Origin of the sequence: Sulfurimonas sp. (assembly GCF_016744025.1) — a bacterium.
Lineage (GTDB): Bacteria > Campylobacterota > Campylobacteria > Campylobacterales > Sulfurimonadaceae > Sulfurimonas.
This window is the reverse complement of record NZ_JADGFC010000011.1, coordinates 1-19,246: the sequence shown is the minus strand read 5'-3', so window position 1 is coordinate 19,246 and position 19,246 is coordinate 1. Positions and strand designations below refer to the sequence as shown.

At 32.8% G+C, this 19,246-nt stretch carries 21 protein-coding genes; 10 read left to right on the top strand and 11 right to left on the bottom strand.

The genetic code is table 11. The features are described from left to right. Positions 1-44 precede the first annotated feature (44 nt). The 4 genes from QZZ48_RS03220 to yajC form a co-directional block, all read right to left on the bottom strand. Positions 45-383: a DUF6394 family protein gene (locus QZZ48_RS03220; protein ID WP_294961905.1), complete on the bottom strand. Its 339-nt coding sequence runs from the start codon at positions 381-383 to the stop codon at positions 45-47. Positions 384-525: 142 nt separating this feature from the next. After that, positions 526-1,497, bottom strand: a complete 972-nt coding sequence (secF, locus tag QZZ48_RS03215) for a protein translocase subunit SecF (RefSeq protein WP_294961903.1) — start codon at positions 1,495-1,497, stop codon at positions 526-528. Between the two features lie 2 nt (positions 1,498-1,499). Continuing rightward, positions 1,500-3,065: a protein translocase subunit SecD gene (gene secD, locus QZZ48_RS03210; protein ID WP_294961901.1), complete on the bottom strand. Its 1,566-nt coding sequence runs from the start codon at positions 3,063-3,065 to the stop codon at positions 1,500-1,502. Continuing rightward, positions 3,055-3,321: a preprotein translocase subunit YajC gene (gene yajC / locus QZZ48_RS03205; protein WP_294961899.1), complete on the bottom strand. Its 267-nt coding sequence runs from the start codon at positions 3,319-3,321 to the stop codon at positions 3,055-3,057. The genes secD and yajC overlap by 11 nt, the downstream gene beginning before the upstream one ends. A gap of 82 nt (positions 3,322-3,403) precedes the next feature. Here yajC and QZZ48_RS03200 point away from each other — a divergent pair, with 82 nt between their 5' ends. The 5 genes from QZZ48_RS03200 to QZZ48_RS03180 all read left to right on the top strand — a co-directional run bounded on the left by QZZ48_RS03200 (position 3,404) and on the right by QZZ48_RS03180 (position 8,722). After that, the gene (locus QZZ48_RS03200; protein ID WP_294961897.1) at positions 3,404-4,639 is read left to right on the top strand and encodes an apolipoprotein N-acyltransferase; all 1,236 of its coding nucleotides are present in this window, start codon (positions 3,404-3,406) and stop codon (positions 4,637-4,639) included. A gap of 44 nt (positions 4,640-4,683) precedes the next feature. Beyond that, on the top strand, positions 4,684-6,783 hold the full coding sequence (locus QZZ48_RS03195; RefSeq protein WP_294961895.1) for an RNA degradosome polyphosphate kinase: 2,100 nt from the start codon (positions 4,684-4,686) through the stop codon (positions 6,781-6,783). Between the two features lies 1 nt (position 6,784). Beyond that, positions 6,785-7,312 (top strand): gamma carbonic anhydrase family protein, encoded by a 528-nt coding sequence (locus QZZ48_RS03190; protein ID WP_294961893.1) that lies wholly within the window; start codon positions 6,785-6,787, stop codon positions 7,310-7,312. Positions 7,313-7,328: 16 nt separating this feature from the next. Next, the gene (locus QZZ48_RS03185; protein WP_294961891.1) at positions 7,329-7,940 is read left to right on the top strand and encodes a TRIC cation channel family protein; all 612 of its coding nucleotides are present in this window, start codon (positions 7,329-7,331) and stop codon (positions 7,938-7,940) included. Positions 7,941-8,209: 269 nt separating this feature from the next. Then, positions 8,210-8,722, top strand: a complete 513-nt coding sequence (locus QZZ48_RS03180) for a GGDEF domain-containing protein (RefSeq protein WP_294961889.1) — start codon at positions 8,210-8,212, stop codon at positions 8,720-8,722. Here the strand turns inward: QZZ48_RS03180 and argJ are convergent. The 3 genes from argJ to rpmB are packed head-to-tail and all read right to left on the bottom strand — an operon-like array spanning position 8,719 to position 11,225. Continuing rightward, positions 8,719-9,894: a bifunctional glutamate N-acetyltransferase/amino-acid acetyltransferase ArgJ gene (argJ, locus tag QZZ48_RS03175; protein ID WP_294961887.1), complete on the bottom strand. Its 1,176-nt coding sequence runs from the start codon at positions 9,892-9,894 to the stop codon at positions 8,719-8,721. The genes QZZ48_RS03180 and argJ overlap by 4 nt on opposite strands. After that, positions 9,887-11,017 carry an NAD-binding protein gene (locus tag QZZ48_RS03170; RefSeq protein WP_294961885.1) on the bottom strand — a complete coding sequence of 377 codons (1,131 nt, stop codon included), beginning with the start codon at positions 11,015-11,017 and terminating at the stop codon, positions 9,887-9,889. Before QZZ48_RS03170 ends, argJ begins: the two co-directional genes overlap by 8 nt. Before the next feature lie 19 nt (positions 11,018-11,036). After that, a complete protein-coding gene (gene rpmB, locus QZZ48_RS03165; protein ID WP_013326380.1) occupies positions 11,037-11,225 on the bottom strand; it encodes a 50S ribosomal protein L28 in 189 nt (62 codons plus the stop codon). A 169-nt stretch (positions 11,226-11,394) separates the two neighbouring features. Between rpmB and QZZ48_RS03160 the strand changes: the two genes are divergently transcribed. The 5 genes from QZZ48_RS03160 to QZZ48_RS03140 are packed head-to-tail and all read left to right on the top strand — an operon-like array spanning position 11,395 to position 15,664. Next, entirely contained in the window at positions 11,395-12,192 is a 798-nt protein-coding gene (locus QZZ48_RS03160; RefSeq protein WP_294961882.1) for an HDOD domain-containing protein, read from the top strand. Next, positions 12,189-13,583, top strand: coding sequence for a chemotaxis protein CheX (locus QZZ48_RS03155; RefSeq protein ID WP_294961880.1), 1,395 nt, complete (start codon positions 12,189-12,191; stop codon positions 13,581-13,583). Before QZZ48_RS03160 ends, QZZ48_RS03155 begins: the two co-directional genes overlap by 4 nt. Before the next feature lie 47 nt (positions 13,584-13,630). Next, positions 13,631-14,272, top strand: a complete 642-nt coding sequence (gene rpe, locus QZZ48_RS03150; protein ID WP_294961933.1) for a ribulose-phosphate 3-epimerase — start codon at positions 13,631-13,633, stop codon at positions 14,270-14,272. After that, positions 14,272-14,856: a phosphoribosylanthranilate isomerase gene (locus tag QZZ48_RS03145; RefSeq protein ID WP_294961878.1), complete on the top strand. Its 585-nt coding sequence runs from the start codon at positions 14,272-14,274 to the stop codon at positions 14,854-14,856. The genes rpe and QZZ48_RS03145 overlap by 1 nt, the downstream gene beginning before the upstream one ends. Further along, positions 14,846-15,664, top strand: a complete 819-nt coding sequence (locus QZZ48_RS03140) for a 3'-5' exonuclease (protein WP_294961876.1) — start codon at positions 14,846-14,848, stop codon at positions 15,662-15,664. Before QZZ48_RS03145 ends, QZZ48_RS03140 begins: the two co-directional genes overlap by 11 nt. Positions 15,665-15,667: 3 nt before the next feature. Here QZZ48_RS03140 and accA read toward each other — a convergent pair whose 3' ends face one another. The 4 genes from accA to fabG form a co-directional block, all read right to left on the bottom strand. Next, entirely contained in the window at positions 15,668-16,603 is a 936-nt protein-coding gene (gene accA / locus QZZ48_RS03135; protein ID WP_294961874.1) for an acetyl-CoA carboxylase carboxyl transferase subunit alpha, read from the bottom strand. A 13-nt stretch (positions 16,604-16,616) separates the two neighbouring features. After that, positions 16,617-17,834 (bottom strand): beta-ketoacyl-ACP synthase II, encoded by a 1,218-nt coding sequence (locus tag QZZ48_RS03130; protein WP_294961872.1) that lies wholly within the window; start codon positions 17,832-17,834, stop codon positions 16,617-16,619. Positions 17,835-17,931: 97 nt separating this feature from the next. Then, on the bottom strand, positions 17,932-18,159 hold the full coding sequence (acpP, locus tag QZZ48_RS03125; RefSeq protein ID WP_294961870.1) for an acyl carrier protein: 228 nt from the start codon (positions 18,157-18,159) through the stop codon (positions 17,932-17,934). Positions 18,160-18,224: 65 nt separating this feature from the next. Beyond that, complete coding sequence (fabG, locus tag QZZ48_RS03120; RefSeq protein ID WP_294961868.1) at positions 18,225-18,971, bottom strand: 3-oxoacyl-ACP reductase FabG; 747 nt, start codon at positions 18,969-18,971, stop codon at positions 18,225-18,227. Between the last annotated feature and the right edge of the window lie 275 nt (positions 18,972-19,246).

Here is a 19,246-nt window from a genome sequence, read left to right as displayed (position 1 = left end):
CAAGTTGTTAAAGTTATTGTGACTCCAGGTGGAGTCTTTGTTTATTAGTAGTCGTCGTGTGTTTTTAAGCTTTCTATGTAGACAAGGCCAACAGAGAAAAGGTTAGCAATAAGAGCACCGATAGTAAGTGCGATTGCCCATTCTAAGTTTCCAACAACTTCTAAATAAATAAATGCCGGAATTAGGTGTAAATCAGCTACTAAAGAAGAAGCTAAAAGTTCAGCAGAGAGTAGGTTTCTAACCCCTATTTTGAGAACTGTTGAAACTAAGTTTAAACTCGCAGCAACAAAAAGTGCAACTGCACTATGCTCATACAAAAACCCCGCTATTGATGTTAAACTCATCAACGAGAAAAATACATATATTACTTTACCCCAATCCATAGCACTACCTTATTAATTAATTAAAGCGATTATACAAAAAATATCTTAATGAGTGACTGAATAGGAATAAAAAGAAAATAGATTTATTTATTAAAAGTAGTTTACCCATGCATAAGCATGGATAAAATGTGCAAAGTAATTTTTACATAACTCCAGATTCGTACTGGTCACGCATTCTTTGTTTTTCAACTTCTCTTTGTGCTTTAGATGCCAGTTTAACATGGTAACCCTTAACATCAAAACCAAACCATAAAAGAATCGGTGAAGCAACAAATATAGATGAGTATGTACCTACAATTACACCAACAAGTAGAGTAAATGCAAATGAATGGATAATCTCACCACCAAGCATAAATAGCGTAAATACAACAAAAAACGTCGTTAATGACGTAAGTGTTGTTCTTGCTAATGTTCTAGTGACAGACTCATTAATAATATCTTCTAGGTCATTATTTTTAGAGTTAGTTACACCTTCACGAATACGGTCAAAGACAATAATTGTATCATTAAGAGAATAACCAAGTATTGTAAGAAGTGCTGCTAAAACATCTAAGTTAACATCTAAACCAACAAGTGCTATAGCACCTAAAGCAATTGAAATATCATGAACAAGAGCAACAATAGATGCAACAGCAAAACGCCACTCAAATCTAAACGCTACATATATCAATATACCTATAATTGCTAAAAGAAGAGACATTATCCCTTTTTCTTTTAACTCACTACCAACTTTTGGTCCTACAATATCAACACGTCGAATCTCAAAATTACCAGTGTCTTTTAATGCCGCGCGAGTAATATCGCCAATATCCACAGTAACACTACCTGTAGTACTTTTCATTCGGATAACTACTTCATCAACTGAACCAAATTCTGTAATAGAAGCACCGTTAAAAAGCTCATTGCTTTTTAAACTTTTTCTCATATCATCAATTGGAGCTGCTGTGTCATACTTAACTTGAACTATAGTACCACCAGCAAAGTCAACACCATAATTTAGACCTTTTGTCATAAGCATTGCATAAGATGCTAATACCAGTATGATTGAAAAAATCATAGCAGCCTTAGACTTACCCATAAAATTAAAGGTTCTTGTATATCTGAAAAATTCCATAATTAACCCTTAATCCCAAACCAGAAACGGTTGTTTTTACTTTTTTGTATTCTACTCTCTAGCATCTCATATATACCATGAGTACCAAGTATCGCAGTTAACATAGAAGCTAAAATACCAATACTGATAGTTATAGCAAAACCTTTTATTGCACCAGTTCCATATGCATAAAGAACAACTGCTGCAATTAGAGTTGTAATGTTTGCATCTAAAATAGCGCGCATTGCATTTGAATAACCATCTTCGATAGCTTTATGCATAGATTTTCCTTCATATATTAACTCACGAATTCTCTCAGAGATAATAACATTGGCATCTACAGCCATACCTACGGTCAGAACTATACCTGCCATACCAGGAAGTGTTAGTGTCGCACCAAAGAGACTCATAACAGCTAGTATGATAAACAAGTTGGCAATAAGTGCAATATTTGCAATTACACCAGCAGCTCTATAATAAATCATCATAAATATGATTACAAGTACAAAACCACCCATAAGGGCAATCATACTTGCTTTAATACTATCAGCACCAAGACTTGGTCCAACAGAACGTTTTTCCATCAAATAAATAGGGGCTAAAAGTGCACCTGAGCGAAGAGCAATAGCTAAATCTTTTGCTTCTTCAACAGTATAGTTACCAGAAATTTGTCCAGCACCACCACCAATACGCTCGTTAATATTTGGAGCAGAATAAACCTTACCATCTAAAACAACAGCTAGTCTCTTACCAACACTTTTACCAGTAAAGTCACCAAATATCTCAGCACCCTCTGCATTTAACTTGAAGTTAATTAGAGGTCTGTTACTTTGGTCAAATCCCATAGAAGCATCTGTTAGCATCCCACCATCAAGAATAGGAATCTCACGAACAAGATACTTTATCTGAGGATTTTTAACATCCGATAATATAATATCTCCATAAGCTGCTGCATCTGAATCACTCATATTATCAACACGAGCATTTCTATCTTCATCAACTGCCATTAGCTCAAGCTTAGCTGCACGAGAAATAAGTTCTCTTGCTCTTTGCTCTTCTTCTTGAGTTTTAATTCCAGCTAACTGAACAAGGATCTTTTCCTCACCCTGACGTGCAACTACAGGTTCAGCTAAACCAAACTGGTCAAGTCTATTTCGAATAGTCTCAATAGCTTGATCAATAGCTTGCTTCTCTGTTTTTAAAATCTCTTCTGGAGTTAAACTTAAAGAAAAATTTTCACCAGCAACAGATATGTTCGAACCATCTATCTCTTTTAAAAACTCTTCTACTGATTTAGTGTCATCTGGGTCAAGTAGTGAAAAAGATATAGAAGATTCATCAAACTTTAATTCATCTATTAAAATATCTTGTCTATCGCTAAAGTGTTTAATACTAGCAGCAATAGATTTTATACGAGACTTTGTAGCTTCCTCAGTTTTTACACCAAGAAGCATATGCAGACCACCTTGAAGATCAAGTCCTAAGGTTACTTTTTTACCGTCTTGCATCTGTAGTAGTGATGGTGCTGAAAAAAACAGTCCAAAAACTATTGCAAAAGCAAATATTACTATGCGATAATTAAGCTTCATCCTCGTACTTTCTTGTTATTGCGTCTTTTGCAATTTTAACAATTACATCATCATTCATTTTTACACTTAAAAATTTATCTTCAACTTTGTGAACAACTACGATAAAGCCACCATTAGTAACAACTTTGTCACCTTTTGCTAGAGCTAATATCATCTCTTTTTTTGTCTTTGCCTCTTTTTGTTGAGGACGAATAATCACGAAATACATGATTGCTATTAAAAATACAAACGGTAGTAATTGACTTAAAATTTCCATGGTTGTGGGTTTCCTTTGTTTAAATTCTGGCGATTATACAAAACATTTCTTAATAAATGACTGAAAATGAGTATAATTGCATATGATAAAAAAGATTGAATCACTAAGAGATAAACAAGAACTAATATTTGATATATTTACTGGGCTTTTGACTGCACTTATATTTAGTGCATTTATATATTTTGAGCATTGGGGAATTACTCTAAAGTTAGTTAATACTATCTTTGGAGTAATTGCTTTAGCTTTGCTTTTATACATCCCAAAAAGAGCTGTTTTAGTAGCCGGATTTACAATAGGCTTATTATGGTTTTACTGGATTGGATATAGTTTTAAATATAACGGCGTTGGATATTTAACTCCTGTTATCACTTTTTCTTTTGCAATTATATATATGCTATTTTTTGGTGTTTTAGCACTAACTAATAAAGTCTACATTAGAGCCCTATTATTATTTGGACTTAGTTTTTTTGAACCATTTGATTGGAACTGGTTGCAGATTGAGTTGCTATTTGTTGATAGTTATATAGGTGTTTTAAAGTACCAGCTATTTATTGTTTTACTAGCACTATCTCTACCAAATTATCTCAAAGGCAGTTACAAAAAAGCTTCTATATTTATACTTATTCTAGCAATTAACTTTAATCCAACTGTAACTAAACTTGCTCCCTTAAAAATTAAACTAATTACAACTGAAATTACTCAAGATAAAAAATGGACAAGAGACGCTTTTAAACCTACTATTTTAATGATTTTTAAAGAAATTCGAAAAGCGATAGATGAAGAGTATGAAATAATAGTTTTTCCAGAATCAGTTTTTCCACTCTTCATGAATGAAAATTTAAAAATAATAAATAGACTAGAAGAATATTCAAATGACATTAGCATAATAGCAGGCTCTCTTTATAGAGATGAAGGGAATAACTACAATGTTACATATATGTTTGAAGATGGCAAATATGAAATGGCTAAGAAATTAGTCTTAGTTCCTTTTGGAGAGTATATTCCTCTTCCAAAGTTTGCACAAAAAATTATTAACGATATGTTTTTTGCAGGGCAAGCTGATTTTGTTACAGCGGAGAAACCAACTGATTTTATAATCAAAGGCGTTAAATTTAGAAATGCCATCTGTTATGAAGCTACATGTGCTGAGATTTATGAAGGTGATGTCAGTTTTGTAATTGCTACAAGTAACAACGCTTGGTTTGCTCCTTCGATAGAGCCAACCATACAAAAGCTTCTTATGAGATACTATGCGCGTAAAAATGCAACAACTATCTATCATTCGACAAATTATAAGGGTACTGGAATCATTAAGTAAGCTCATTTAGATATAATAAGAAAAAATATTTTCAGGCTATTATCATGATAAATCTTAAAAATCCGGACCTGTATAACAATCGTGAAATCTCATGGTTACAATTTAATACAAGAGTTTTAAAACAAGCTCAAGATGAATCGCTTCCTCTACTTGAACGTCTTAAATTTTTAGCAATTTATGGCACTAATCTAGATGAATTTTATATGATTAGGATTGCTGGGCTTAAAAAGCTTTTCGCTGCTGGAATCATTGTCTCTGGAGCTGATAAACTAACGCCTCTGCAACAGCTTCGTGAGATAAGAAAATATCTTCACCAAGAACAACAAGTTCTAGAGCACTGTATAGCTGGGATTTTTCAAAAACTTGAGCCAGAAGGTATTTGTGTAAAGTTATATGATGAAGTAAACCAACATGAAAAACATACACTAAATAGATACTTTAAAGAGAATATCTATCCTGTAATTATTCCTATTGCCGTAGATGCAACGCATCCATTCCCACATCTTAACAATCTTAGTTTTGGGCTAATTGTAAAACTATCAGATTCAGATGATGAGACTATTGAAAGATTTGGAATTATTAGAGTTCCTAGAGTTGTAAATAGATTTGTAGAACTTGACAAGAGCACTTATGTTCCAGTGGAATCTCTTGTTGCTCAGCATGTTGAAGAGCTTTTCCCAGGTTATACTCTTTTAAAATATGCATCATTTAGAGTTACAAGAAATGCAGATATGGAGATTGAAGAAGAAGAAGCTGATGACTTTATGGAAATTCTTGAAGAAGGTCTAAAGCTTCGTCGTAAAGGTGAAATGGTTAGACTAGAAGTTGGTAGTGATACTGATGAAGAAATTATTACTTTTTTTAACCGTCATACAAATGTTTACAAAGATGATATTTATAAATTTCATACATTTTTAAATCAATCAAGCTTATGGCAAATTGTTAGTAATAAAAACTTTGCACACCTTTTATCAGAACCTTTTAAACCAAAAACTCAACCTCCTTTTGATCATAATGAAAATATTTTTGCAACCTTAGAAAAAGAAGATGTACTTATGTATCATCCTTATGCTAGTTTTGAACCAGTAATAAAACTAATACAAAGTGCTGCAAAAGATCCCGATACTGTTTCTATTAAAATGACACTTTACCGTTCTGGAACAAACTCTCCTATTGTTCAAGCACTAATGGCTGCGGCCGAGAGTGGAAAGCAAGTAACTGTTATGGTTGAGTTAAAAGCAAGATTTGATGAAGAGAACAATCTTATTTGGGCAAAAGCCTTAGAAAAAGCTGGGGCGCATGTTATTTACGGAATTAGAGGTTTTAAAGTACATGCCAAAGCAGCTCTAGTTACAAGAAGAAAAAATGGAAAGTTAAAGCAGTACGCTCATGTAGGTACAGGAAACTATAATCCAGCAACTGCAAAAATCTATACAGATTTTAGTTATATGACTTCAAAAGATGAAGTTACAAATGATTTAACAAGATTTTTCCACTTCCTAACAGGATTTAGTAAAAAGGGTAAGTTGGATGAACTTTATATGTCCCCTGCTCAAATCAAGCCAAAGATTCTTTCTCTAATTCACAATGAGACAAGAAAAGCAAGTGATGGGCAAATCATAGTTAAGGTCAACTCTTTAGTTGATGAAGATGTAATCCGTGCACTATATAAAGCAAGCCAAGCAGGTGTTAAAATAGACTTAATTGTTCGTGGCATCTGTTGTCTTAAAACTGGAATTGAAGGTGTTAGTGATAATATTAGAGTTATTTCTGTCTTAGGTAAGTATCTAGAACATCCTAGAGTTTTTTACTTCAAAAATGATTCAGCTCAGGTTTATATATCCTCTGCTGATTGGATGCCTAGGAATTTAGTTAGAAGAATTGAACTTTTAACTGCTATAAAAGATGAAGAATCTAGAAAAAGGATCATTCAAATATTAAAACTTCAATGCTCTGACAATGTTCTAGCTCATGAACTTCAAAGTGATGGTTCTTACGTAAAAGTAAAAGCACAAGAAAATGAAAAACTCGTAAATAATCATAAATTATTAGAAGAGTATGTAAACAAAATTTCAAAAGCAAGTAAAAAAGAGACTCAAAGAAGTGTAGCTCAAATCACTTCTCGTCTTTTTATGGAGAGTTAATATGACATATACTTTTAAAGGTGTAGAACCTACACTTGGAAAAAACACTTGGATTGCACCATCTGCGGATGTAGTTGGAAATGTAACTTTTGGGAGCGACTGTTCTATCTGGTTTGGAACTGTAATCAGAGGTGATGTTCACTATATAACTATAGGTGATAGAGTTAGTGTCCAAGACCTTAGCATGATTCATGTTACTCACTATAAAAAAGCTGATAAAAGTGATGGAAATCCAACTATTATTGGTAATGATGTAACTATAGGACATAGAGTAATGATTCACGGTTGTACTATAGAAGACGCATGTTTGATTGGCATGAGTGCTACTATACTTGATGGCGCAGTTATTGGAAAAGAAAGTATAGTTGGAGCTAGTGCATTAGTTACAAAAAACAAGGTTTTTCCTCCACGCTCACTTATTATGGGAAGTCCTGCAAAAGTAGTTAGAGAGTTAAATGATGCAGAGGTTAAAGAGCTTTATGCATCTGCGTCTAGATATGTAGAGTTTAAAAATGAATACCAAGAGTAGAGATAGAGTTCAGTAGATGCCAGAATTTTTCTTATATGCAGATATTATTGGGATCATAGCTTTTAGTATCAGTGGTTTTCTTATTGCTATAAAAAATGATTTAGATATTTTAGGAATTCTCATAGCATCTTCACTTACCGCTCTTGGTGGTGGAATTATTAGAGATTCTATTTTAAGTTCAGCCCCTTTTGCTTTTACATCTGTTTATCCAGCCCTTACTCTTATCTCTACTATTTTTATAGCTTATATATTTAAACTACATAAAAAAGATTCAATTGACAAAAAATGGATTTTTGTAGCAAGTGATACTATAGGTTTAGTTGCTTTTAGCATAACAGGTGCTCTTTTAGCCATAAATGCTGAGTTTAACTTTTTTGGAATTGTAATACTTAGTTTTACAACAGCAGTTGGTGGAGGGGTTACAAGAGATATCTTGATAAATCAAGTACCAACTGTTCTCATAAGTGACTTTTACGGTTCTATAGCAGTTATAGTTGCCCTACTTCTTGCAGGACTAGAAGAGTTAGATTATCTTAATGAAGTTACCATTATATCCGTTGCTATTTTATCTATTATACTTAGACTTATCGCTTTTAAAAGAAAGTGGCATTTACCAAAGTTGAGTTAGCACTTAAACAAAAAAAAACTTTTTACTAGCAAAGTTGTCACCTATCAGGAAAAATATATTATTTTCATGCCATTATTTTGCCATGAATAAACAACATAAATTTCCTCTTGAATTTGTTAAAAAAGTAAGAGATACGATGAGTAATAGAGAGTCCCTAGAAGGCGAACTCAAATAGACTACTATTGATGGTAATGAATCTTGGTTTCAAAATACTATCATGCCTATTTTGAATGATGACGGAGTAGAGATTGGTGAAGTTGTAGTACGATATGACAAAACTCTACAACAGAAGACATTTCAATGATATTCTAACTAGAGAAATTGGTCGTGCTAGTAGAGAGAAAAATCGTTTATCATTTATAATTTTAGATGTTGATTTTTTTAAAAAATACAATGATGCAAATGGTCATAAAGCCGGAGATGAAGCACTAATTGCTGTTGCAAATGCATTAAAAGGTCTACTCAATAGAGGTAGTGACTTTGCATTTAGACTTGGTGGAGAAGAATTTGGAATTATTTTTTCTAGATCTGATGAAAGTAAATCATTAGAGCTTGCAGAGAAGATTAGAAAAGCTATAGAAAATCTAGAAATAATTAATTCTGCTTCAACTGTATCTAAATTTCTAACTATCTCTCTTGGTCTCTTAGTTGTAGACTTTTGTGAAAATTTTATTGATGAAAATGTATTTTATACTATTGCAGATGATGCACTATATTCTGCGAAAGAAAAAGGCAGAAATAGAATTCACGTTCATCAAAATGAGGAATTAGAACTTTTTTAAGTTCTATAATCTGCATTTATATTTACGTATTCATGTCCTAAATCACATCCATATGATTTAAAACTGCCTTCTCCAACACCTAAATCACAAGAGATAGTAAACTTTTTATGTCCCATTACAATGGCACATTTTTTTTCCATCTCTTCATCAAAGTTAAGTACACCTCTATCATAAACACAATAGTTATCAAAAGAAATTTTTAACTTCTCTTCATAAGCTTCGACTCCACTTGCTCCAACTGTAGATGCTATTCTTCCCCAGTTTGGATCTTCGCCATAAAGTGCAGTTTTTACAAGTAGTGAATCTGATAATGTTTTAGCAACTATTTCAGCTTCTCTATCATCTTTAGCACCACTAATCTTATAAGTTACAAGTTTAGTAGCACCCTCACCATCTCTAACCATCTCAAGAGCTAAGAAATGCATAACTTTAAATAGTGCTTCTTTAAATGATTCTCTCTCATATGCTCCACTTTTAGAATTGCTAAGCAGTAAAACAGTATCGTTTGTAGAAGTATCTCCATCAACACTAATAGCATTAAAAGTTGTTTTTGTTACTTCATCTAATATCTCTTGCATCTCTTGCTTTGAGACATTAGCATCTGTAGTTATAAAACATAACATAGTTGCCATAGCAGGATTAATCATTCCTGCACCTTTTGCCATTGCACCAATAGAGAAACTACTTCCATCATCAAGTTTAATATTTAAAGCTATCTCTTTTGAGAATGAGTCTGTTGTCATAATAGCTTTTGAAGCTTTAGAGGCCTCTCTTTTTGAAAAATCAAATTTTTTCATACCATCAATAAGTTTTTCTTTTGGAAGTCTAACTCCAATTACACCAGTCGAACTCATGATAGGATTTGTAACATTTGAGCAGTTACTTAAGATCTCATCTATATCTTCAAGTCCAGCTTGACCTGTCATAGCATTTGCATTTTTTGAATTTATCAAAACAAAATTTGTTTTAAAATCACCCTTTGCTCTAAAGTGCTTGATAGGTGCTGCGTACATTTTATTTGTCGTAAAAACAGAAGCGATCTCACACTCATTTTCAGAGTAAATAAATGCCATATCTAAGGCATTATCTTTTTTAAGTCCTGCACTTATTCCATCAGCATAAAAGCCTTGAGATGCACATACTCCACCTGTAGTTTGAATTATTTTATACAAATCTTAGCTCCTTTGGCTTAGTTCTTTTTCTTAAAAGTTCTTTAGTTGTTTTAATATCTGTTTGTAAACCTATAATAAGAAGTTTACACTCACTTGTAATCAGTACATCACCCTTAGGCATCGATATAAACTTACCATCTTTTTTTGTTATTCCGATAACAGAAGTATTAGTTATTTGACGCATATGCGTTTCTTTTAACTTTTTCAATACTGTCCAACTATATTTAGGAACTTCAACCTCTTCCATATCTAAAGGATTATCACTTTTATAAAGAAACTCTTCTAAAAGGTTTTCCATATCAGGACGAGCGGCCATTGCACTAACTCTTTGAGCTGTTAGTTTTGTTGGAGATACAACTGTATCAGCTCCTAGTTTTTTAAGCTTTTCTACATCACTCATAGTCTCAGCAGTAGAGATTACATAGTAAGGTCTAGGTAAGAAGTGTTCCTTCTCAAATAGTCTAACAGAAGCTATAAGGGCAATATTATCTGCTATTGAATCAGATAAGGTGATAAGTCCTTTAGCAGATGCAAGGTGCGCTTTTAACATAGAAAGTTCAGCATGTGGCTCAGCTTTTAAATATGTTAGGTAATTATGCTCTTTTGCCCACTCATGAATTTCTTCTCTAGGATCAACAACAACAAAAGGAATATGATTAGCCCTTAGTTGTTTTGTTACTTCAAGAGTATAATCATTGTGATAACAGACTACAAAATGTTTTTTCAATCTTGCTATCTTGTATAACATTCTTCGCTCCTTTAAAATGGCAAGTATATTCCCTTTACTTAATTCCGTTACTAAGATACCGATTGCACTAGAAAATACTGCAAATCCAGATATGATTAGGGTTATTGTAAATAGCCTACCAGCATTTGAAACTGGAGAAATCTCTCCAAACCCAACAGTAGTAAAAGTTATACCAGTTTGGTAAACAGCATCAATAAGAGTAAAACCATCAATTAAAATATAACCGATTGTTCCAACTAGCATAGTAAGAACTGTTAAAATTATAGGGAGACGAAATGCTTTTAGATGCGGGTAAATTTCAGGTAGAAGTTTTTTGTCAGGTTTGGGAGAAGACTCCCAATGTAGGAAAATTCGAATCCTTAGTAAAAGATTCAACATATCTTCCTATTGCTCTTTAAGAATTTTTCTTAAGTGTGCGTAATTCTCTTGCAGAGATTTTAATCTTCTTTGTAGTACCATCTTCTAACGTGATACGCACTGTTCTTAGGTTTAATAAAAAACGACGCTTTGTTCTGTTTTTAGCATGAGAAACATTGTTCCCGCTCATAGGGCCTTTGCCACTAATAGCACATCTTCTTGCCATAATTAGCTTCCTTGTTTAGGTTTTTAAAGTTGCGAATTGTACCAAGATGAAGCAAAACTACAGCTTAAAGGCATATTTCTTTAGTTGAAAATCTCTTTTCACACAATTTAATATTTGTTTTACATTAAACAGCTAGAATGTATATAAAATTACAAGACATGAAGTGCAGATGATAACAAAAACTTTAATTAATGAATATATTAACAAAATCCCACCTACGCCTAAAGTCCTAAAAGAAACCATTGCACTTCTTGATGCTGGTGAATTAACTAAGGCGGCAAAGATTGCACAAGAGGACTTAGCACTTGCAAGATACCTCAAAGAACTTGTAAATAAACCTATATATGGCTTCACAAATGAAGTACATGATGTATCTCAAATATTTGCAATTTTAGGGGTTTCAAGTTCACAGCAAACTGTATACAATTATATGACAACTCTTTTAAGTCCTTCTAAATGGGTTTTGTTTAAATTAAATGCTAGAGTATTTCATGAATTACAAGCAAAATTATCAAAAAGATGGGAACAGATTTTAGATCATTTAAATATAGAAGATAAAAATATATCCAATTCTATTACACTTCTCCCTGCTAGTATCATCATCTCTGAAGCACTTTTTTGTAAAAAAATAGATGATGTAAATCTTCTTCGAAGTACTAAAAATCTTGACTATAACACTATTCTTACTCGTTTATGTGGAATTGGGCTTTTTGATATATGTGAACAAATCTCTGTTAAATGGGAAATGCCACAAGAGATAGCTCAAATCATTCAGGCTTCTTCTGGATTAAAACCGTCCGATGATGAAAAGATAAATTCTCTTGGAAAATGGATGCATCTATTACTTTTTTATGAATTATCTCAACCAATTTTTATAGAAGTTGGTCTAAATGACTTTGTAGATTTTCAAGTAGAATATGTTGGTGATATTTACGAAGAATTTGCGACACTTATGGAAATATCATGAAACCAATAGTTAAAAATGGAATAGGTGTTTTTTATCCACAAGGTTTTTTAGACGGAAATAGTTGTAACTCATTTTTAAGTATGGATGATTTGGCAGCCACTTCTTCACTTAAAGTTGATATGATTTTAGTGTCATTAAAAAAGGTAGTATTTTTTAATAAAAACGGTCTAAATTCTTTTATAAAACTTTTTGTAAAAGTTCGACAAACAAATCATGCAACAGTTGGCTTTTGTGATTATGACACTAAAAAATACAACGCTATTATGGTATTTTACAAAGATGATATGAATTTTTCACTTTTTAAAACCTTAGATATTGCTTATCTCTTTTCTTCAAGTTTTAAAAACCAAAGTAAAAATATTTTACTTTATAGCGAAGATAAGTCTCAACGTACTGCAATGGCAATAGAGTTACATGATAATGGACATAACCCTGTTATTACACTTACCCAAGAAGAGTTTAGAGAAAAAGCTTCAAAAGAAGATGCTTATGATGAGATAATAGACGCTACATTTTTAGGACAAATGGGACAAAAAATTGCTACTCGTGTTACTGGTAATGCAATAATTTACTCTATCTCTTCTTTTTTAGATGCAGAGATAGGAAATAAATTTAACATCGAATATCATAATAATTCTCTGAATGTTGGATTTAGACTATTTATATTTGATGCATATAAAGTTATTAGTATGAATGTTCATGCTTTAAACTTTTTCTCAAGGCTTTCAACTTCAGCAGCAGAATATAATGCAACAATTTGTTTTGTAGGAATGACTTTCGAGAAAACTCCTGAAGTTTTTAAAGAAAACCTTGAAGATTCTGGAATTATGTTTTTTGAACAAATGGATGATATTCTTCAAGATAAAGATCTTTTAAAAGAGTTAGGTGCGAGTAGTGCTTCTAATGTAAAAAGTAAAAGAATAATAAATAAAAAAACGGTCACTGAGCTTCCAAGATTTATAGATGCAACCGTAGCAACAATAGAAATGATGACAAACTCTAAAGCGGTCAAACAATCTGCTAAGGTTCAAAATATCTCAATAGATGACAAAACAGATAGGATTGCAAGTTCTATTGGTTATTATGGAGATATGGATGGGATGGTAATACTAGTTTTTCCAAAACAAATTGCTAAAAAAGCCTGTGAACTTCTTATTGGTGAAGAGACTGATGATATTGAAATGATTCTTGATACTCTAGCAGAATTAGTAAATATTGTAGGTGGTAAAATTAAAACACTTCTTTCAGATGAAAGAATTAGTGTTGATATCACACTTCCAAGAACATACCAAGATGTTGATGGTTTATTAGAAGTCATAGAAAATAAAAAGGGCGTCCAAGTAGACTTGTCTTTTGATAATGATAAGTTTTTATTTTTCTTAACTAGATAAAAGTCTGCTCATTGTATAATTCCACAATGAAATAAAGGACTTTTATGATTCAAGTAGCCCCTAGTGTTCTATCTGCTGATTTTGGCAATTTACAAAGAGATGTTGAAGCTATCTGTAATGCTGGTTGTGATTTAGTTCACGTAGATGTTATGGACGGTCATTTTGTACCAAATCTTACAATTGGGCCTGTTGTTGTTTCTGCAATTGCTGCATGTGCTACTAAACCTCTTGATATACACCTAATGGTTGAGAATAACACTTTTTTTGTTGAGCTTTTTGCACCTTTAAAACCCCAATATATATCTTTTCATATAGAAGAAGAAAAACACCCACATAGACTAATACAAAAAATTAGATCTTTAGGCATTAAACCAGCAATAGTTTTAAACCCTCATACTCCACCTGAATCAGTAGAATATCTACTTCAAGACTTAGATATGGTTCTACTTATGAGTGTTAACCCTGGTTTTGGCGGACAAAGTTTTATAGAGAGTGTAATTCCTAAAGCTTCAAAACTAAATGAAATGAGAAACAAAATAAATCCAAACTGTCTTATACAAGTAGATGGTGGAGTTACTGACAATAATATTCAAAGCCTTAAAGATGTTGGTGTAGATGTTGTTGTTGCAGGAAGTTATGTGTTTAAACATGCTTCAAAAGAAGAAGCTATTAAAAGTTTACAAATCTAATGCGAACTAAAATCTGTGGAATAACTTCTTATGAAGATGCTATGAATGCAATAGATGCAGGTGCAGATGCACTTGGTTTTGTATTTTATGAAAAATCTCCTAGATATATATCTCCATCAGATGCTAAAGCAATCATTTCTCTACTTCCTCCATTTGTAGAAAAAGTTGGTCTATTTGTAAATGTAGATGCTCAGGTTATCAACTCTTATATTCAAGAATCTGTATGTACTTTAGCTCAACTCCATTTCGAAGCTTCTACTGAGCTTTATGATCAACTATTTGTACCTCATATAAAAGTTATCAGAGCAAAAGAAGCAAAAGATGTTTTGCAATATCCTAATGAATATAGACTTATAGACGCATACTGTGAAGCCTACGGTGGAGCTGGAAAAAGATTAAATATAGAGTGGTTTAAAGACATAGACTGTTCTAAAATAATACTTGCTGGTGGCTTAGATGCAAGCAATGTCTCTTCTCTAAAAGAGTATGGTTTTTACGGTGTTGATGTAAGTAGTGGTGTTGAGATATATCACGCTAAAAAAGATGTCTCAAAAGTTAAGGCTTTTATAAAAAATGCTAACTAAAGATTTTATACTAGACTCAAAAAGTATACATAAACTCGCTTCAAAAGGTTTATGTGTAGGCAATTTAAAACCCCAACTAAACGAAGACTTAGACTTCTCTCTTGAACTTTGGCATTCACAAGGTTTAGAAGTAATTAAAGAACGTGGCTATTTCTACTTTGCTACAAGATTTATGTCTATTGCAGATGCTGAGTTTTGTATTGTTGATATAGAAACAAATGGCTCAAAGATAGATAAACATCAGATAATAGAATTGGCGGCTGTAAAGGTTAAAAATGGAGTTATTACAGATAGGTTCGAGTCTTTAGTATCTTGTAATGAAATCAATAAGCATATAACAGAGATTACTGGAATATCAGTAGAAGATACAAAAGATGCACCCAATTTAAAAACTGTACTTTACGATTTTAAGATATTTTTAGCAAATGCAATCTTTATCGCTCATGATGTTCAGTTTGACTATAGATTTGTATCTTTGAGTATGCAAAAAATTGGTTTAGCACCTCTACTTAACCGCTCGCTTTGCTCACTAGCACTTGCGGAGAGAACTGTACAATCTTATCGTTACGCTCTTTCTTATTTAAATGAATCACTAAACCTTCATCCAGATGCAACGCACCATAGAGCAATGAGCGATGTATTAACTACATATGAGTTATTTAAACTATCATTAGAAAACTTAAAAAATATAGATAAAAAAGTTAAAACAGCAGAAGATCTTATAAAGTTTTCAAAAGATGCAAAAAGGTTTAAGAGACCGAAGTTTGACCCTCTTATAGAGAGTCAAGAAGAAAAAGAAGATAATTAGCCCTTACTCTGCGTAAGCGCCAATACCTGTTAGTTTGTTGTATCTAGCTTCCATACGTTCTTCTTTAGTCATTTCTCTAAGAGTTTTTAAGTTTTCTAAGAAGTAATCAGTAATTGCTAAAGCAGCTGCATCTTTATCTCTGTGCGCACCAATAAGAGGCTCATTAATAATATCATCAATAAGATTTAACTCTTTTAAGTCTCCACTTGTAATCTTCATAGCATTTGTTGCAGCTTCTGCTTTTTTAGGATCATTCCATAAAATTGCAGAACAACCTTCTGGAGAAATAACACTAAATACTGAGTAACGCATCATTGCAAGTTTGTCAGCTACACTAATTGCTAATGCACCACCACTTCCACCTTCTCCAATAACAATAGAGATAGTTTGAGTGTCAAGTTCAGCAAGTTCTAAAAGATTTCTAGCAATTGCTTCACTCTGATTTCTTTCTTCTGCACCAAGACCAGGATAAGCACCCGGAGTATCTACTAGCATTAAAAGAGGAATACCAAATTTTTCAGCCATTTTAGCAGCACGAAGAGCTTTTCTATAACCTTCTGGATGAGGCATACCAAAGTTTCTTCTAATTTTATTTTTAGTTCCACGGCCTTTTTGTTCACCGATAACAATTACTTTTTCATCACCAATATAACCTAAGTAACAAACAATAGCAGCGTCATCACGGTAGTGTCTATCTCCATGAATCTCATATTTATCACGCATGATTAAATTAATATAATCTAGAGCATATGGTCTATCAATATGTCTAGCAAGTTGTAGTTGCTGGAATGGAGATAGATTACTAAATGTTTTTGAAACTTCTTTATCTAAGTTTATTTGTAATTTTTCCACTTCACCTTCGTTTTGACGAACGCGAGCAGATATAATATCTTCTTGAATAAATTTAATTTTGTATTCAAAGTCTAAGTATGTAGCCAAATTAGATCCTTCGTTAGATTTTTTTGAAAATCAGTACACCATTTGTTCCACCAAAACCAAATGAGTTACTCATAACTACATTTAAGTCAGCTTTTCTAGAAGCATTAGGAACGATGTCTAAATCACAGTTTTCATCAGGTGTGGTATGATTGATAGTTGGAGGGATAATTCCATCTCTCATAGCCATTAAACATGTAACAGCTTCGATACCACCAGCAGCACCAAGACAATGGCCAATTTGACCTTTGATTGAACTCATTGGAGGACAGTTTTCTTTTCCACCAAGTAGATCTTTTACTGCAGCTGTTTCATTTTTATCATTGATAGGTGTACTTGTTCCATGTGCATTTACATAGTCAAGTTTAGGTTCACCTGCCATTTTATATGCAGCTTTCATAGCACGAGCTGGACCATCAAGACTTGGAGTAGTGATATGATTTGCATCTCCACTCTCACCAAAACCAATGATTTCTCCATATATATTAGCGCCACGAGCTACTGCAGTTTCGTACTCTTCAAGAACTAAAGCGGCAGCACCTTCACCCATAACAAAACCATCACGTTCAGCGTCAAATGGACGTGAAGCACTTTTAGGATTTTCATTATTAGTTGATAGTGCTTTCATTGCAGCAAAACCACCAACACCAGCACCAGTTACTGCACATTCTGCTGAAACAACAAGCATTTTCTCAGCACCGTTACACATAATAGTTTTACAAGCTTCACTAATCGCGTGAGTACCTGCAGCACAAGCTGTTACACTTGAAAGATTTGGACCTTTTGTTCCGTGTTCTATTGAAACAAAACCACCAAGCATATTTACAAGTGCTGATGGAATAAAAAATGGAGATATTCTACGAGGACCACGAGTTTCTATAATTATTGAGTTTTTCTCAATTGCAGGAAGACCACCGATACCAGATCCAGCACTAATACCAAATCTTTCCATATCTGTATCTTGGGGAAGATTAGCATCTGCCATTGCTTCTTGAGCAGCTTTTAGACCAAGATGAATAAATCTATCAGCCTTTTTAACTTCTTTTGGTGCCATAACAGTTGCTGGGTCAAAGTTTTTTACTTCACCAGCTATTTTAACAGCGTAATTTGAAGCATCAAATAGTGTAATTTCATCAATTCCACATTCACCTTCACAAATCGCTTTAAATGCACTTTCTTTATCATTACCAACGGCATTTATCATACCCATTCCAGTTACTACTATTCTTCTCATTTAAAAATCTCCATGATAAAATTATAAAATACTTTACAAAACTCAGTAAAACCTATTAAAGGCTATTACTGAGTTTAAAAAACACTTTAAGTGTTAATTACTTGCTTTCGATATAGTTTACTACATCTTTAACAGTTTGAATTTTTTCTGCTTCATCATCAGGAATTTCGATATCGAACTTCTCTTCAAGAGCCATTACTAATTCAACTACATCAAGGCTATCAGCACCTAAATCTTCAACAAACTTCGCATCTTCTTTAACTTCATCCGGGTTAACGCTTAATTGCTCAACTACTACTTCTTTAATATCTTCTAAAAGTGCCATCATAGCTCCTATGTTTTTTAGTATAAAATCGCGAAATTATAACATATATAGCTTAAATAAACTATTTATGCCATATTCATTCCGCCATTAACTTTTAATGTTTCACCAGTAATATAACTAGAGTGGTCTGAAAGTAAAAAAGCTGTTGCTTGTGCAACTTCTTTTGGGCTTCCAAAACGTTTCATTTGGATTTTTGATGTGAAACTATCTTTAATCTCATCACTTAGTGCATCAGTCATCTCTGTTGCAATAAAACCTGGAGTAACTGTATTAAAACGAATTCCACTTGTTGCAGCTTCAATTGCGAAACTTTTGCTCATTGCAATAACTCCACCCTTAGATGCAGCGTAGTTTGTTTGACCAGCATTTCCTGTCTCACCAACAATAGATGCAATATTTACAACTGAACCAAATTTTTTCTTTCTCATAACTTTCATAGATTCACGACATCCAATAAAACATGAAGTCAGATTAGCATTAATAACACTCATAAAATCATCAGTCTTCATACGAAGAGCTAATTTATCGTTAGTGATACCTGCATTATTAACTAAATATGAAAGTTCACCATCACTATCAACAATAGTTTTTATTGCATCTTTAAATGCTTCTTCGTCACATACATCAAAACCGATAACAGCAGCATTTCCACCCTCAGCTTCAATAATTTCTTTAACCGCGTCTGCTTGAGCAGCACCACTTCTATAATTTATCCAAACTTTTAAACCAAAACTAGCTAAAGTTTTTGCAATTTCTGCACCAATTCCACGACTCGAACCGGTAACTAAAACATTTTTTCCACTAAACTTCATATCATATACCTTTAAAATGAATTATTTATTCTCTGCGAATAATACTAAAAATCCATTTAACAAAAGCTTTGTTTTGTTTACCTAAATATATATAAACATAACTAATATAATAATGTTGAGACAAATAAAAGTTTATTTTTATGACTTAATTAAAAAAACGGGGGTTTAAAAACTCGCTTTTTTTGATAATTGACCAAATAATAATCTACTAAATTTAACTTCAAGCTTTTACTCAAACCTAGATGTAAACTAATCATATTTTTCATATGAGAGAA

Excerpts from the sequence above, each read along its gene's own strand:
- QZZ48_RS03220 (WP_294961905.1), bottom strand. The coding sequence starts at position 383 with ATGGATTGGGGTAAAGTAATATATGTATTTTTCTCGTTGATGAGTTTA.
- secF (WP_294961903.1), bottom strand. The coding sequence starts at position 1,497 with ATGGAATTTTTCAGATATACAAGAACCTTTAATTTTATGGGTAAGTCT.
- secD (WP_294961901.1), bottom strand. The coding sequence starts at position 3,065 with ATGAAGCTTAATTATCGCATAGTAATATTTGCTTTTGCAATAGTTTTT.
- yajC (WP_294961899.1), bottom strand. The coding sequence starts at position 3,321 with ATGGAAATTTTAAGTCAATTACTACCGTTTGTATTTTTAATAGCAATC.
- QZZ48_RS03200 (WP_294961897.1), top strand. The coding sequence starts at position 3,404 with ATGATAAAAAAGATTGAATCACTAAGAGATAAACAAGAACTAATATTT.
- QZZ48_RS03195 (WP_294961895.1), top strand. The coding sequence starts at position 4,684 with ATGATAAATCTTAAAAATCCGGACCTGTATAACAATCGTGAAATCTCA.
- QZZ48_RS03190 (WP_294961893.1), top strand. The coding sequence starts at position 6,785 with ATGACATATACTTTTAAAGGTGTAGAACCTACACTTGGAAAAAACACT.
- QZZ48_RS03185 (WP_294961891.1), top strand. The coding sequence starts at position 7,329 with ATGCCAGAATTTTTCTTATATGCAGATATTATTGGGATCATAGCTTTT.
- QZZ48_RS03180 (WP_294961889.1), top strand. The coding sequence starts at position 8,210 with ATGACAAAACTCTACAACAGAAGACATTTCAATGATATTCTAACTAGA.
- rpmB (WP_013326380.1), bottom strand. The coding sequence starts at position 11,225 with ATGGCAAGAAGATGTGCTATTAGTGGCAAAGGCCCTATGAGCGGGAAC.
- QZZ48_RS03160 (WP_294961882.1), top strand. The coding sequence starts at position 11,395 with ATGATAACAAAAACTTTAATTAATGAATATATTAACAAAATCCCACCT.
- QZZ48_RS03155 (WP_294961880.1), top strand. The coding sequence starts at position 12,189 with ATGAAACCAATAGTTAAAAATGGAATAGGTGTTTTTTATCCACAAGGT.
- QZZ48_RS03145 (WP_294961878.1), top strand. The coding sequence starts at position 14,272 with ATGCGAACTAAAATCTGTGGAATAACTTCTTATGAAGATGCTATGAAT.
- QZZ48_RS03140 (WP_294961876.1), top strand. The coding sequence starts at position 14,846 with ATGCTAACTAAAGATTTTATACTAGACTCAAAAAGTATACATAAACTC.
- QZZ48_RS03130 (WP_294961872.1), bottom strand. The coding sequence starts at position 17,834 with ATGAGAAGAATAGTAGTAACTGGAATGGGTATGATAAATGCCGTTGGT.
- acpP (WP_294961870.1), bottom strand. The coding sequence starts at position 18,159 with ATGGCACTTTTAGAAGATATTAAAGAAGTAGTAGTTGAGCAATTAAGC.
- fabG (WP_294961868.1), bottom strand. The coding sequence starts at position 18,971 with ATGAAGTTTAGTGGAAAAAATGTTTTAGTTACCGGTTCGAGTCGTGGA.